A 13,697-nucleotide genomic window follows, 5' to 3' on the forward strand; every position below is an offset into this window, starting at 1 on the left:
GAAGAAAGAGAAAATAGAACTGTCGAGAGACCTGCCTCAGAAGGGGAACAGGACGTCGTAGAGCTGCTGGCCGTAACGCGGCTGCTGAAGGTCGCTGGACGTGCCTTTGCCGCCATAGGAGATACGCGCTTCAGCAATCTTGTCGTAGCTCACCTCATTGAGCGAGCTGATGTCTTCGGGGCGGATTACGCCGGTGACGCGCAGATCGCGCATTTCATAATTGACCCGAACCTGCTGCGAACCCTGCAGAACGAAATTGCCGTTCGGCAGGACCTGGGTGACGAGCGCGGCGATACGCAACTGAATATCTTCTGTCCGATTGATCGTACCGGTGCCGCTGGTGTTCGAACCGCTATCGGCCTGGACAAGAGCATTCGGATTGACGGCGTCCGGAAGGACCTTGTGCAACAAGGTTTCGTAGCCGAGGAAGTTCGGTAAATCGGCGCTATTGCTGCCGTCGCGGGCGGTCGTCGTCGCGTTGTTCAAACGAGCCTGATCTTTGATTTCGATGACCACGGTCAAAATGTCGCCGACCCGGCCAGCCCGCTGGTCTTTAAAGAAGGCGCGACTGCCCTGGCGCCACAGCGATGCGGGTTGCCGGGAATCCGAGGTCGGCGCCGGCATGGGCAGGCTGACCGGTTTATAGCCAGGCTGCGCCGTCGGGTTCTGAATGTCGGCCATGGGCGGCTCTTCGCCGATGCGGGAAACCCGATCGACCACATTGCCGCAGCCGCTGAGCAGAGTCACGAGGCTGAGGCCGGTGGCGAGCAGGGCGGTCTTGGTCATGCTCTTGGTATTGCGCGGAAAGGAATACATAGCCGGTTCCTCAGTTCATTGCCATGAGGCCAGTGGAGGGAATGATCACGGTGGCGGCATCCTTGACGACCCCCACCAATTGCTTGTGGCTGTTGACATTCATGACGCGGATCGATTGGCCGATCGCACCATCCTCCAGGGCCTTACCCCGTACCGTCAGGCTCATTTGCGCAGTTTGGACGGCGATCGTGATCAGGCTGTTCTTACGCACGGCAGGTTGATTGATGACATCGTTGGCGCGAACCAATTGGCCAGCCGGCAGCGGTCGCTTGGCGACCCGACCGATCATCTGCTGCGCATCCGTCAAGCTGCTCGGATAAATTTGGTCGATGCGGGTTGACACCCAGTCGATGTCATTCGCCTGGATCGTGTCACCGGCGCTCACCAGACGGTTTAACACCGGCACTTCCATCTTTTCATAGACCGTGCCGATGACCTGCTGGCTGATGAGGGTCGGTCCATTGGCCGGCACCACGAGAACAGCAACGAAGCGGTTGGTGGAGGGGTCGAAATTCAACCCCTGAACGCCGACCGTGGCTTCGACATTCGTTGGCAAGGTGAACTGCAACTGGCCGCTGTCGAAGGCGATGTCCAGGTTGGCGGAGTGCTGCGTCCGCTGTTGGATAGCCTCGGCGACAGCCGCGGTGACGGTATCGGCTTTGATCAACTGCGCTTTGCGCGCCACCAGAATACGGTCGAATTTCTGGGTCTGGCTGACATCCAGGCGATAGGCGCGGGCGAGCTGATTCAAAAAGCGGTAATCCAGCGAAATCGTTTGACCCGGCTTCGGCGCCGGTGCGACCGGCGTGTCACCGCCGCTGACCGGCTGATTGAAGAGATCGCCAAGGCGGATAACCGGTGCATCGACGACGACATTCTGCTTCATTTGCAGCGGCCCGGTGGAATCAATGTCTGCATCGGCATTCTGGTAAGCGATCTGCGTCGGCGCGTCGGCCGATGCTGGATCGGGCCACATTGTTGCGGCGCTGTCGGCCTGGCTGGCGGCGGCAGTGAAAAGAAAGCCGAAAGCCAAGCCGATCGGCGCGATGGCGAATTTGCAGGTGAAGGGGGAGGGACGCATCTGTCAGTTTCCTCTTATCCGGCTTACGGCTTCGTTACGATCTCATATTGACGACGGTGCTCATCATGTCGTCGGACGCTTGCACGACTTTCGAGTTCATCTCGTAGTTGCGCTGCGCAGTGATGAGGTCCGTCATCTCGGAGACCATGTTGACGTTGGAGGTTTCGAGGAAGTTCTGCTGAATATTGCCGAAGCCGACATCGCCCGGATTGCCGGTTATCGGTGCGCCGCTGGCCTGGGTTTCCACCAGCAGGTTGTCGCCGACTGCATCCAGGCCCGCGGGATTGATAAAGTTCGCCAACTGGACCTGACCGAGAAGCTGGGCATTCACCTGTCCCGGAATGGTCACTTCCACTTGGCCGTCGGCATTGAAGCTGATGCCGGTGGCGTCGGCGGGAATGGTGATGCCCGGAACGATGGGGAAGCCATCTGCGGTCGTCAGCTGACCGGTATCGTCCACCTTCAGCTGGCCATCTCGAGTATAGGCGGTGGTGCCATCGGGCATGGTGACCTGCAAATAGCCGCGTCCCTTGATCGCAATTGAGAGCGGATCGTCGGTCGGCTGCAGATTGCCCTGCTCATTGATTCGATAGACCGAAACCGGTTTTACGCCGATACCGATCTGGATGCCGGCCGGCACGATCGTGCCGCTGTCGGACGACTGCGTGCCGACACGGCGCTGATCCTGATAGAGCAGATCGGCGAATTCGGCGCGCTGACGCTTGAAGCCGGTCGTCGAGGCGTTGGCGATGTTGTTCGAAATGACTTCCACGTTGAGCTGCTGTGCCAGCATACCAGTCGCGGCGGTGGTCAGGGATCTCATCTGTTTTCTCCTGAACGATCTCTTTGCTGCGGTCCGAAGCTCAAGAGCTCGTACTGATCTGATCGATGGCTTTCATCAATCGCTGGTGCTCGGTATCGAGGAAGTTCTGGGTCGATTGGTAGTTGCGCGTGACCTGGATCATGTTGGTCATTTCGGTGATCGTCGTGACGTTGGAGTCTTCCAACATGCCGCGCATGATCTTGGTCGAGCTGCCGGGGGTCGCGGTTCCGTCGACCGGCAGACCAACATTGGCGGTGCCGAGGTCTGTATTGACCGGCCGGGCCGCCTGGTTTGCCGCGCTGAACAGGTTCTCGCCTTCCGGTACCATGGCGTTCCTGTCGGCAAAGCTCACGATATCGAGCCGGCCGACGACCTGCTGCTGGGTGCCGTCACGCGCCCGATCGGTGGAGATCGATCCGTCCTCGGCGACGTTGATCGGCCCGTCATCAGGGTTGATGACGATTGGCGCACCGCCGGCCAGCACGGGATAGCCTTGGCTGGTAACGATCTGGCCGTCCGCATCAAGCTGGAAACGGCCCATGCGGGTATAACGGTTCCCCTGAGGGGTCTGCACCACGAAGAAGCCGTCGCCCTGGATGGCCAGATCAAGGTCGTTGCCCGTCGGTTTCAGCGGGCCGTCGCGAAAATCGCGGGCGGTGGCGAAATCCTGCACATAAGACAGCTTCAACGGCCGTCCGGCTTTGATTTTGTATTCCGACGATACCAGTTCCTCGGTCTTGAAGCCGGGAGTGTTGGCATTCGCCAGATTGTTTGCCACCACATCCATCTGCCGCTGCAGCACCATTTGGCGCGACAAAGCGATATAAGTCGGTGTTTCCATGACAGCGCCCTTCTTGGCATCTTTGTTCGGGTCTTTGCCCTTGTGCCAGCTACATGCATGGAGCGTGCCAGGCTTTATTGTTTTGTTTTCATGGAGTTAGTTTCTGAAGGCTGCGCCGGGCGGCAAAAGAGGGCGAGGAATGGACCGCTTGGGCGGTGGCAGAAATTGCCGAGATGATGGATGTCTTTACCCGCAATTTACCCGCGCGACCTAGGTTGAATCGCCGGTGGGACGACTGGCACCTCTGTAGCAGCGGACAGTTTCCCTTGGTTTCACCAGATGTTAACCATCCCGCCGCTAAATAAGGTCGGTCGTCACATGGCGGCGAATGCTTGGGCCGTCGGGTTGGGGAAGTAGGGTTTTAGAATGGCAGTGACCGAAGACGTCGTCGGCAATGGTGTTGCTCGTAAGAAGCTTAGCGGCAAGAAGCTTGTCTTGTTCATTATCCTGCCTCTGCTGCTGCTAGGGGGCGGTGGTGTCGCGGCCTGGTTCTTACTGTTCCCGCACGATGACAAAGCCAAGATCGCGGCAAGCGATCAAGCGAATACGGAACCTGCCGATGATGCGGCCGAAAACGACGGCGCTCCACCGACATTCATCGAGATGGATGAGATGTTGGTCAATCTCGCCAGTAGCGGTCCCAAGCCCAATTACCTGAAACTGAAGATCTCCCTGGAGCTGGGAAGTGCGGATGACCAGAAGAAGCTGGAAGAGGTGGTGCCGCGCATCATCGACCAGTTCCAGGTCTATCTGCGCGGCGTAAGGGTGGACGATCTTCAGGGATCCGAGGGGCTTCAGCGTCTACGCGAAGAATTGCTGATGCGGGCGCGGATGGCCGGGAAACCGGTGAAGATCAAGGATGTTCTGTTCAAGACGGTGCAGGTCCAGTAGTAGCTGACGATGCCGGACAATCGTCGTTGTCCGGGAACGAGATGCAAAGATTGGCGCAAGAGTGACGACGTCGATGATCGATGATGAAGATCTGAGCGAAGAAGAAAGAGCCGCAGCCGCAGCCTGGGAAGCCATGGCGAATGAAGGCGGGGACGACGACGCTTCCGGTCCAGTGTCGAATCGCGTGCTTGACCAGGACGAGATCGACAGCCTGCTGGGTATTGCCGGTGGTGGTGATGGCGGCAAGGAGCGGCCATCGGGCATCCAGGCGATTCTCAATAGCGCCCTGGTTTCCTATGAACGCCTGCCGATGCTGGAAATCGTGTTCGACCGTTTGGTCCGCATGCTTTCCACCTCGCTGCGTAACTTCACCTCCGACAACGTCGAAGTCTCGCTGGACAACATCACCGCGATCCGGTTCGGCGACTATCTGAACTCCATTCCGCTGCCGGCCATGCTTGGCGTCTTCAAGGCCGAGGAATGGGACAATTTCGGCTTGCTCATGGTCGATAGCTCGCTGACCTATTCGATCGTCGACGTGCTGCTAGGCGGCCGCCGCGGTACTGCAGCGATGCGGATTGAAGGACGACCTTATACGACGATCGAGCGCAATCTCGTCGAACGTTTGATCAATGTCGTTCTCAACGACTTGACATCCACCTTCGATCCGTTGTCGCCGGTCACCTTCCGCTTCGAGCGGCTGGAAACCAATCCGCGCTTCGCCGCCATTGCTCGGCCAGCGAATGCTGCCGTTTTGGCGCGGCTGCGCGTCGATATGGAAGATCGCGGCGGGCGCATGGAATTGCTGCTGCCATATGCCACGTTGGAACCGGTGCGCGAACTGCTCTTGCAGATGTTCATGGGTGAAAAATTCGGCCGCGACTCGATCTGGGAAACCCACCTGTCCGGCGAATTGTGGCAGACCGATGTCCAGATCAGTGCCGTACTTGACGAGTTTTCGACCTCGCTGGGCAATGTTTTGGAATGGAAACCGGGTACCAAGCTGGACCTCGAATGCACGCCACAGTCGATGGTGGAACTGCGTTGCGGTGAAGTGCAGCTTTTCAGAGGGCATATGGGGCGCCGCGGCGGCCATATCGCCGTGAAGATTCAAGACCGTCTGATGAAATGATGCCACGGACGGCGTGAGCGGAGAAAGTCATATGGCCATCTCGCTGATTAGCGACGGCATTCTTATCTTGCTGCTGGTAGTCACGCTGGCGGCAGTCTACCGGTTCAACCGCAAACTGGCGGAACTGCGTCAAGGACGCGACGCTTTCGAAAAACTGATTGCGGAATTTCGGCAAGCCACCGGCCAGGCCGATCAAAGCTTGCAGCAATTGCGGGTGATGGCGGAGACGCGAGGCCGAGATCTGCAGCAGCGCACCGAAACGGCTGGCGCGGCTTTAGATGATTTACAGCGTGCCGGTGCCGATTTGAAGCTGTTGATCGATCGTGCGGAAATGGCGAGCGACCGCTTGGAAGAGGCGGTGGCGCAAAGTCGTGTGGCAAACCAGTCGCTTGCGGCTCAGAAAGCGGTATCCGATCCCGGCGGCGCGCTGCGGCGGGAACCGTTGGTCAATCTAGGAAATGGCACCGGTACCGAGGCCGTGGAGCCCGCGCCAATCGATTTGTCGCCGACGAAGAGCGCGGTAGAAGTCGCGGCCGATGAAGCGAAGAAGGCATCTCGGAAATCTGTCCTTTCTTCCTTGGTGGGTATCCGATGACAAGCTTCGCTGCGAAGCCGGTCGCCAAATCCGGCAAGGGCGGAAAACCGCGCAGTCCGCGGTTGCGTCTGATGCCGCTGGTCATGGTTGCCCTCTTGGCAACAATAAGCGTGAAAGTCAGCCATCTGTGGAACGGCATTGCTATTTCGATCGGTAAGGAATCGCAAGCCCAGGCGCAGCCGGCAACCCAACAAGCGGGCAACCAGCCAGCCAATCAACAGCAGGCGCAACCACCGTCGCAACAGCCGTCGTCACCGCCCGCAAATGCCGCGCAAGCCGGCCAGGCGCCAACGCAGACCGCACAGATACAGCCGCAGCCAAATGCGGCGGCAGCGCAGGAGGGGGCAAGGCAACAGGGATCGCCGCAGCCCGGTGCCGATGGCCAAATGACGGATCTGCTGGCTGCGGAAGCCAAGCGTAAGATTGCGCGGGACCCTTTCAACTACACCGATGAAGAAGTCGACGTGCTGCAGCAATTGGCCAAGCGGCGACAGGAACTGGATCAACGCGCCCGTCAATTGGATGAGCGTGAGGCGCTCGTCAAGGCAGCCGAGCAGCGGATGGAACAGAAGATGGCCGAGCTGCGTGCTTTGCAGACGACGGTCGAAGAATTGCTGAAGAAGCGGGACGCGGCCGATGAACAGCAGCTGGCGAGCTTGGTGAAGATCTACGAGAACATGAAGCCGCAAGCGGCGGCGCAGGTTTTCGAAGAAATGGACATGGATGTGCTCCTCGATGTGGTGAGCCGGATGAAGGAGCGGAAGGTTGCACCGATTCTGGCGCTGGTCAGCCCGACCAGAGCCAAGGAACTGACCTATGAATTGACGCAGCGTCGGCAATTGCCGATCCCTCAGTGAACACGGCAAGGTGCAGATTGCCGGTCGGGTCAGTACCGAAATGTCCAAATAAAGTAACGTATTTACGCCAGTTTAACCATTTTTCAGCTTAACTACTCTGGCATAGGGCGCGCCGATCTGACCACGGGGGAGAGACCTCGGAGCGGACGGCTGCGGCGGGAGAGAAAGAGGTTACCGCAATGTCCGTAGACATGAATATGAATATTTTGATCGTCGACGATTACAAGACGATGTTGCGCATCATCCGCAACCTGCTGAAGCAGCTCGGCTTCAACAATGTCGACGAAGCCACCGACGGCAGCATGGCGTTGCAGAAGCTGCGCGACAAGGATTATGGCCTCGTCATCTCCGACTGGAATATGGAGCCGATGACGGGCATCCAGTTGCTGCGTGAAGTGCGTGCCGATTCCAAGTTGAAGGGAATGCCCTTCATCATGATCACGGCCGAAAGCAAGACGGAAAACGTGGTCGCGGCTAAGGAAGCCGGCGTCAATAACTATATCGTCAAGCCATTCAATGCGGCCACGCTGAAAACCAAGCTGTCTTCGGTACTCGGCCAATTCTAGGGCCTCTTAAATTGGGAGAGTGTCGATGACCATTGCGGTTCCGCCGGAGCTGGTTGCCCGTCTCAGTGCTCTTAGGTCGCGTGGCCAAACCTATAGCCGCGACGAGATCGCGGAGATCGTCACCGGTTTGCTGTCGACGCTGGAAGGCGATCTGTCGAACGTGAATCTCAAGCTCTATTCGGAGCTGGAGGATCTAGCTCAATACATCCTGTCGGCCAAACAGGAGATTGCGGCACTCTTGCCGGACGAGATCACCACGCAGCATTTGCCGACGGCAACCGACGAGTTGGATGCCATCGTCGGAGCAACGGAGGAAGCAACCAACGGCATTCTTCATGCTGTTGAAATCATCGACGGCTTGGCAGCCGAGATGGAGCCGGCGATGGCGGAAAAGGTCACGGAGGCCGTCACCCAGGTTTTCGAGGCCTGCAATTTCCAGGACATCACCGGCCAACGCATTACCAAGGTCGTCAAGGCCTTGAAGCATATCGAGCAGAAGGTCGAGGCTTTGGTTGCGGCCTTCGGCGATGAAATCCAAAAATACCGCACGCTGCATCCGGATCACCGCCAAGCGGAGGTCAAGACCTCCGATGCCGCATTGTTGAACGGACCGCAAATGCCTGACGATGCCGCAAAGCAGGCAGAAATCGACGCCCTGCTCGCCAGCTTCGATTGAAGCTGGCTGCCTTTTGAATTGAAGAAGGAACAGGCGCGGCGATGACGGGACATGGTCCACAAATCGGGCCCTATGCCGCACCGGGCGTCACCAGCCGCCAGGGCAGTCATCCCGCTGCGCCGGTGGTCTCAGCGGTGACGACACGTCTGGATAATCTGCCGCAAATGACCTTCAGGCAGGCGGGTATCCGCAATCCCAGCCTGCCGACCTTGCTTAGCCTGTTCTTTCTGCTGCTGGCGTTTTTCATTGTTCTGAACAGCTTGTCCCGGCGCGATGCGGAAAAGGAACATATTGCGGCGTCCAGCGTCGGTCGGGTATTCGGCGAAAGCGAAGGTGCTGCCAATACCTCGACAGACGAAGATGATGACAGCCGGGCAGCAACCGGCATTTTGAAGGGATTGGCCAGCTATTTCGGTTCCCTGATCCCGACCGACCAGCAGAAAGTCATTATCAGCACCAATCAGTTGATCATTCGGCTTCCTTCGACGCTTTTTTTTCGCGATGGCAATTCGGAAGCGATCGGCGAGGGTGACATGCTCACAAAGCAGACCCCAGCGATCCTTCGCCAGATCAATGAGACATTGGACCGGCGGCCGACCGATTGGGGATGCGAATTGGATCTCGAGATTGCCGCAGCCGAGCCGGGGGAGCGTGAAATTGCGCGGGCCGGACGGTTGGCGCAGGTTTTGCGCTCGGCACCATCGCAGCAGCACAACGCGCTCGGCGTCAGCTTGATCAATGGTGATCCCGCCTGGTTGACGATCGTCATCCGTTTGCGTCAGCCGGATCTACCGGCATTGCCAGGATCGCCGGAAAGCGGGCAGGGCGGGCAGCCGGGACAGGTCGGGCCGTGATTCGTGTCGTCAACATCAAGAAGGATGATGCGCATCTGCCGGACGGGCACCAGCCGCTCTGGCTTATCACCTTCGCCGATTTGATTGGTTTGTTGCTGGTCTTTTTCGTGTTGCTGTTTTCTATGTCGAGCCTGGAACGCTCGCAGCTGCAGCATCTGACCCAAGGAGTCACAGGTATCCAGGGTACCGACGAGGCTGACGCGCCCAATCGTCCATTGCCGGATCCGCAAGTCCAGGCAGGGCGGGATCCCGGCTACCTGACATCTGTCCTCCGGGCGAAATTCGATATGGAACCTGCCTTACGTAGCCTGACCGTCACCGATTTTGGCGATCGCAGCATCATCGCCCTCACGCCGGAGAACCTGAACCAGGCCATCGGTCTCAATGCCAAACCGGGCCAGAGCAATATTCTTTATACTTTGGCCGGCGTGCTGCGAATGCTGCCGAACCAGATCATCGTCGATAGCCGGCTGATCGATGTCGATAAGTCGTCATCGGCCGCCAGCGGGACCGATTGGGAAAAATCCCTGCGCGTCGCCCTCATCGTCGGCAAAGCATTGGCCGATGGTGGCTTGGGGGCACCGGTGACCGTGCGCAGCCATGTCGTGACCAATGGCGAGCCGGCTGGTGTCGATATTGTGCTCCTCGAGACAACGATGCCGGCGGACGATAGCCAAGCGCAGACCAAGACGGGCAGCGAAGCTGCAGGCGGGGCAGAGCCATGAAACCGCTCCTTTCCGCCCGCTTCTTCTGGCTGGCAACCGCTCTGGGCTGCGCACTCGCCATCCTGCCGGGCCAATCGGCTTCGGCAGATCAATCGATCCTTGCGCGCGGCTGGACGCACCAGGATTACGGTCGCTTGGTACTTGATAGCGGATCTGACGAGGTGCGCGACGTCAAAGTGGTCGGCCAAGTGATGGTCATCCGTTTTAAGCGGCCGGTCAAAATCGATATGACGGCAGCCGTGAGCAATCTGCGGCCTTATCTCATTTCAGCATCGTCGGCTGCGGATGACAAGCAACTGGCGTTGCAGTTGCGCCCGGGGCTCGACTACCGGAATTTCGACAATAACGGCAATCTCGTTCTCGACTTCTCTTTGTCGAGCGAGAAGAAATTTTCGACGGGCAAGGCCTTATCAGTCCAGGTATCGCCGGAAAAAATGCAGGTTGCCGCCGTGCCTGCTAACGCACAACCGGCCAACAGCCAGCCGATCGGATTAATTCAGCCGCGAAGCGGCGAACATGGAAACTACAGCCGGTTGGCATTCGATCTGCCTGTCGGGACTTCCGCCGCCATGCGAAACGACGGCGGCCAGACGACGCTGCGGCTTAAAGGCCCTGCATCGCTGGATCTCGGTAAATTGCAGCAACGGTTGCCGGGACGGGTGCAAAACATATCCGCCCGCGCGACGCCGGACGGACAGGTCATCGATCTGCAGTTGAAGCCTGGCGTCGAACCGCGCGGCATGCATCAAGGTCGCACGGTGGTATTGGATTTCTTCGACCAAGGTAAAGCGCCCGCGGAAACCAAACACATCGCGGACAACAAGTTGCCGTCGGAACCGGCCATTCCAACCAATGAAGAGAGTCACGGTTCGGGTGCTTTTGCCGGTCTGGAACCGCTTGTCGCTTTGCCGGGCCAGCCGATCGGCGCCGCCAAGACCGAGATCGCACCGGCCACACGTCCGTCTTCAACCACGCCTTCGGAAATTCCGACCAAGCCGATGGCGGCGGCTACGGAAGAGCAGCCCGCAGCGCCGGCAAGCGCCATTGATGTTCCGGTAACCGTAGCGCCCGGCGCGAATGGTGGCGCTATCCTCAGTTTCCAATGGCCTTCCTCCACTGGATTGGCCGCCTTCAAGCGTGGCAATACGCTTTGGTTGGTCTTCGGTACACCGGCGCATTTCAGCGGCAAGTTGCTTGATGCGCCTCAACTGGCAGCGCTCGGCCGGGTCGAGACAATCGACAGCAAATATGCGGTGGGTCTTCGCTTGCTGGCGCCATCGGAAGCCAATGTGCCGACCCCAATCCTCAATCAAAGCGGCAATACCTGGGTCATCGACCTGGCCCCAGGCCGCCCCGCTGCGCCGACCAAGGACTTGCCACAGCGGCGTGAAACGCTGGCGCAAGGCGGTTCCAGCCTGTTGCTGCAGGCCGACCATCCGGGACCGGTCTTGACCCTGCCTGATCCGCTCGCGGGCGATAGATTGCTGGTGGCGCCCGTATCCCAAGCCGGCCTCGGGGTCGCTCAGGCCGCGGCTTGGCCGGAATTCAAGCTCTTGCCGAGTTATCAGGGCGTGGCGGCCGCACCGTTTGCCAATAACGTCTTGATGCAGACATTGCCGAATGGCGTCGTAATCACCACATCGCCGGCGGTCAAGCCGAATGAGGCACAGGCATCGGCGGTGCCAACGGGGAATGCGCCATCCAGTCAGGCGCCTGTGCCGGCTGCAGGAATATTCGATTTGCCGGCTTGGCGCCGGGGCGGCGACGCCGCCTTCCTGAAAGATCGCGACGAGTTGGAAGAGGCCATCACGGCGGCTTCACCGGTACGCCGCAACGACGCTCGCCTCCAGCTCGCGGAATTCCTTTTCGCGCATGGCCTGGTGCAGGAAGCAACCGGCATGCTCAACCTGATCAGCGATGAGCGGTCTGCGCCGCTCAGCAACAAGCAGACGCTGACATTGGCAGGTGCTGCACACGCGCTGAACGGCGATCTCGATGAAGCGGCAAAGATTCTGGGCGACCCCCTTGTCGGATCGTCTCCCGAGGCGAGCCTCTTCCGCGGCATTCTCGCTGCTGACCGGGGTGACAACGAGGCAGCCACGAAATTCTTCAGTGAACCTCTGCCCAATCTGCGCGATTATCCGAAGCCCTTGCGTACGCAACTCGGCCTGACGATCATCCGCACCCTGATCGATGGCGGCAACCCGATGGCCTCGCAGGCCTTCGCCGATGCCATGCGGGTCGACATGCCCGATGCCGAAACCACGGACCGCCTCAGCTATCTCGACGGATTACGGCAGTTGAAGCTCGGCAAGACCGACGAAGCCTTCAAGAAATGGGAAGCGCTAAACAACAGTCAGGTTGATGATGTGAAGGCGGAATCGCAGTTCGCCATCATCAATGAAAAGCTGCGGACGAAGAAAATGACACCTGCCGAAGCGGTCGAGCCGCTTGAGGCATTGCGATTCCTGTCGCGTGGCGGCGGTTTCGAATTCGCCCTCCTGCGGAAGCTTGGCGAAGTTTATATAGAAGCGGATCAACCGCGCCGTGGTCTTCTCACCTTGCGCCAAGCGGTTACCAATTTCGCCGCCCGCCCGGAATCTAAGGATGTAGCGCAGGAGATGACGGATGCTTTTCGTGATCTTTATCTGCAAGGGGGCGCGGATCGCCTCAGCCCGCTGACCGCAGTGGCGCTCTATGATGAATTCCGCGAGCTGACGCCAAGCGGCCCCGATGGCGACCGTATGATTGCCGGGCTTGCCGATCGGCTGGTCAAGGTCGATTTGCTAGATGGTGCCGCCAATCTGCTCGATACGCAGGTCAAGCATCGCTTGAGTGGTGTCGACAAAGCGCGGGCAGGGGCACGTTTGGCTGCCATCAGATTGTTGGACAACAAGCCCGAGCTTGCCGATCAAGCATTGAAGAATAGCATGGTCACCGATGCACTGCCCGAGGATGTGATTGCATCGCGCCGCCAGTTGCAGGCCCAGGCGGATTTCGGTCAGGGGCAAACGCTCCAGGCGCTGGACGAGATCAAGGACGACGACAGCTTGTCGGCGCGCTGGTTGCGCGCGGATATGCTCTGGCAATTACAGGAATGGCCGGCAGCAGCGGATGCGCTGGGACAGGTCATGGAGGCGGAAGAGACCAATATCGCGCGGCAGGCGGCGATGCTCATGGCCAAGAATGACGTCGCCATCGATCCCGCCGCAGCTCTGCGCGACGCTTCAGCTCCCGCGACCACGCAAGCCTCGGACGATGCTCAGTCAGGGCCAGCCACTTTTACCGATGTGATGAACCGGCTGCGCAATGACGCTTTCAAGGAGCGGTTGGGTCGGGTTGTTCTCAATCGCGCTGTGGCAATGTCCCTGTCGGGTGACCGCAGCGGCCTGCGCAGTCTGGCCCGGCAATACGGGAAAAATATGGCGCAGACCAATCTGGCCAAAAGCTTCACCATGCTGACGTCGCCAAGCAACGGGCTTGCCGATTCTGTCAGCGCTGAGATGGCCAGCGTTGATCAAATCAGCAGTTTCGTGGACGAATATCGCGCGCGCTTGCGCCAAGCCAGTCTGAGCAACACGACCGCCACCAACTGATCGCTGCCTTCCTCACCGCAGCAGACACTGTTTTAGCTGGACGGTCGAGCTGGACGTCTGCCGTATCACTCACGATGATACAAGTATCAGTTGTGAATTTTATTGTTTACCGGTGGTTTGCTTCAGTAAAAAGTCCTTTCATCAAGCGGTGTTACCCGGATGCATGGATCAACTTTTGTTTGGCTCTGGCGAGACCGGGGAATAATCTCAAGCATTAGCAACCATCGAGACCGGCTCCGCGGCT

The 13,697-nt window shown here is 59.0% G+C and carries 13 protein-coding genes; 9 read left to right on the plus strand and 4 right to left on the minus strand.

Annotated elements, in window-relative coordinates; genetic code table 11:
* Positions 1 to 36 precede the first annotated feature (36 nt).
* The 4 genes from flgH to flgF are packed head-to-tail and all read right to left on the minus strand — an operon-like array spanning position 37 to position 3,561.
* Positions 37 to 816, minus strand: a complete 780-nt coding sequence (flgH, locus tag SMD27_RS07360) for a flagellar basal body L-ring protein FlgH (protein WP_320507722.1) — start codon at positions 814 to 816, stop codon at positions 37 to 39.
* 10 nt (positions 817 to 826) lie between these two features.
* A complete protein-coding gene (flgA, locus tag SMD27_RS07365; protein ID WP_320507723.1) occupies positions 827 to 1,897 on the minus strand; it encodes a flagellar basal body P-ring formation chaperone FlgA in 1,071 nt (356 codons plus the stop codon).
* 34 nt (positions 1,898 to 1,931) lie between these two features.
* Positions 1,932 to 2,720 (minus strand): flagellar basal-body rod protein FlgG, encoded by a 789-nt coding sequence (gene flgG / locus SMD27_RS07370; RefSeq protein WP_320507724.1) that lies wholly within the window; start codon positions 2,718 to 2,720, stop codon positions 1,932 to 1,934.
* 40 nt (positions 2,721 to 2,760) lie between these two features.
* Positions 2,761 to 3,561, minus strand: a complete 801-nt coding sequence (flgF, locus tag SMD27_RS07375; protein ID WP_320507725.1) for a flagellar basal-body rod protein FlgF — start codon at positions 3,559 to 3,561, stop codon at positions 2,761 to 2,763.
* Positions 3,562 to 3,927: 366 nt separating this feature from the next.
* Here flgF and SMD27_RS07380 point away from each other — a divergent pair, with 366 nt between their 5' ends.
* From SMD27_RS07380 to SMD27_RS07420, 9 genes are all read left to right on the plus strand, one after another.
* Positions 3,928 to 4,452, plus strand: a complete 525-nt coding sequence (locus SMD27_RS07380; RefSeq protein WP_320507726.1) for a flagellar basal body-associated FliL family protein — start codon at positions 3,928 to 3,930, stop codon at positions 4,450 to 4,452.
* Positions 4,453 to 4,525: 73 nt separating this feature from the next.
* Positions 4,526 to 5,584 (plus strand): flagellar motor switch protein FliM, encoded by a 1,059-nt coding sequence (gene fliM / locus SMD27_RS07385; protein ID WP_320507727.1) that lies wholly within the window; start codon positions 4,526 to 4,528, stop codon positions 5,582 to 5,584.
* Positions 5,585 to 5,615: 31 nt separating this feature from the next.
* Positions 5,616 to 6,179, plus strand: a complete 564-nt coding sequence (locus SMD27_RS07390) for a DUF6468 domain-containing protein (protein ID WP_320507728.1) — start codon at positions 5,616 to 5,618, stop codon at positions 6,177 to 6,179.
* Positions 6,176 to 7,036 (plus strand): MotE family protein, encoded by an 861-nt coding sequence (locus SMD27_RS07395; RefSeq protein WP_320507729.1) that lies wholly within the window; start codon positions 6,176 to 6,178, stop codon positions 7,034 to 7,036. The genes SMD27_RS07390 and SMD27_RS07395 overlap by 4 nt, the downstream gene beginning before the upstream one ends.
* A gap of 179 nt (positions 7,037 to 7,215) precedes the next feature.
* Entirely contained in the window at positions 7,216 to 7,602 is a 387-nt protein-coding gene (locus SMD27_RS07400) for a response regulator (protein ID WP_320507730.1), read from the plus strand.
* A gap of 25 nt (positions 7,603 to 7,627) precedes the next feature.
* Positions 7,628 to 8,278 carry a protein phosphatase CheZ gene (locus SMD27_RS07405; protein WP_320507731.1) on the plus strand — a complete coding sequence of 217 codons (651 nt, stop codon included), beginning with the start codon at positions 7,628 to 7,630 and terminating at the stop codon, positions 8,276 to 8,278.
* Positions 8,279 to 8,319: 41 nt separating this feature from the next.
* The gene (locus SMD27_RS07410) at positions 8,320 to 9,132 is read left to right on the plus strand and encodes a hypothetical protein (RefSeq protein WP_320507732.1); all 813 of its coding nucleotides are present in this window, start codon (positions 8,320 to 8,322) and stop codon (positions 9,130 to 9,132) included.
* Positions 9,129 to 9,857 carry a flagellar motor protein MotB gene (locus SMD27_RS07415; protein WP_320507733.1) on the plus strand — a complete coding sequence of 243 codons (729 nt, stop codon included), beginning with the start codon at positions 9,129 to 9,131 and terminating at the stop codon, positions 9,855 to 9,857. The genes SMD27_RS07410 and SMD27_RS07415 overlap by 4 nt, the downstream gene beginning before the upstream one ends.
* The gene (locus SMD27_RS07420; protein ID WP_320507734.1) at positions 9,854 to 13,453 is read left to right on the plus strand and encodes a hypothetical protein; all 3,600 of its coding nucleotides are present in this window, start codon (positions 9,854 to 9,856) and stop codon (positions 13,451 to 13,453) included. Before SMD27_RS07415 ends, SMD27_RS07420 begins: the two co-directional genes overlap by 4 nt.
* Positions 13,454 to 13,697 lie beyond the last annotated feature (244 nt).

Source organism: Dongia soli, assembly GCF_034044715.1.
Classification (GTDB): Bacteria; Pseudomonadota; Alphaproteobacteria; order Dongiales; family Dongiaceae; genus Dongia_B; species Dongia_B soli.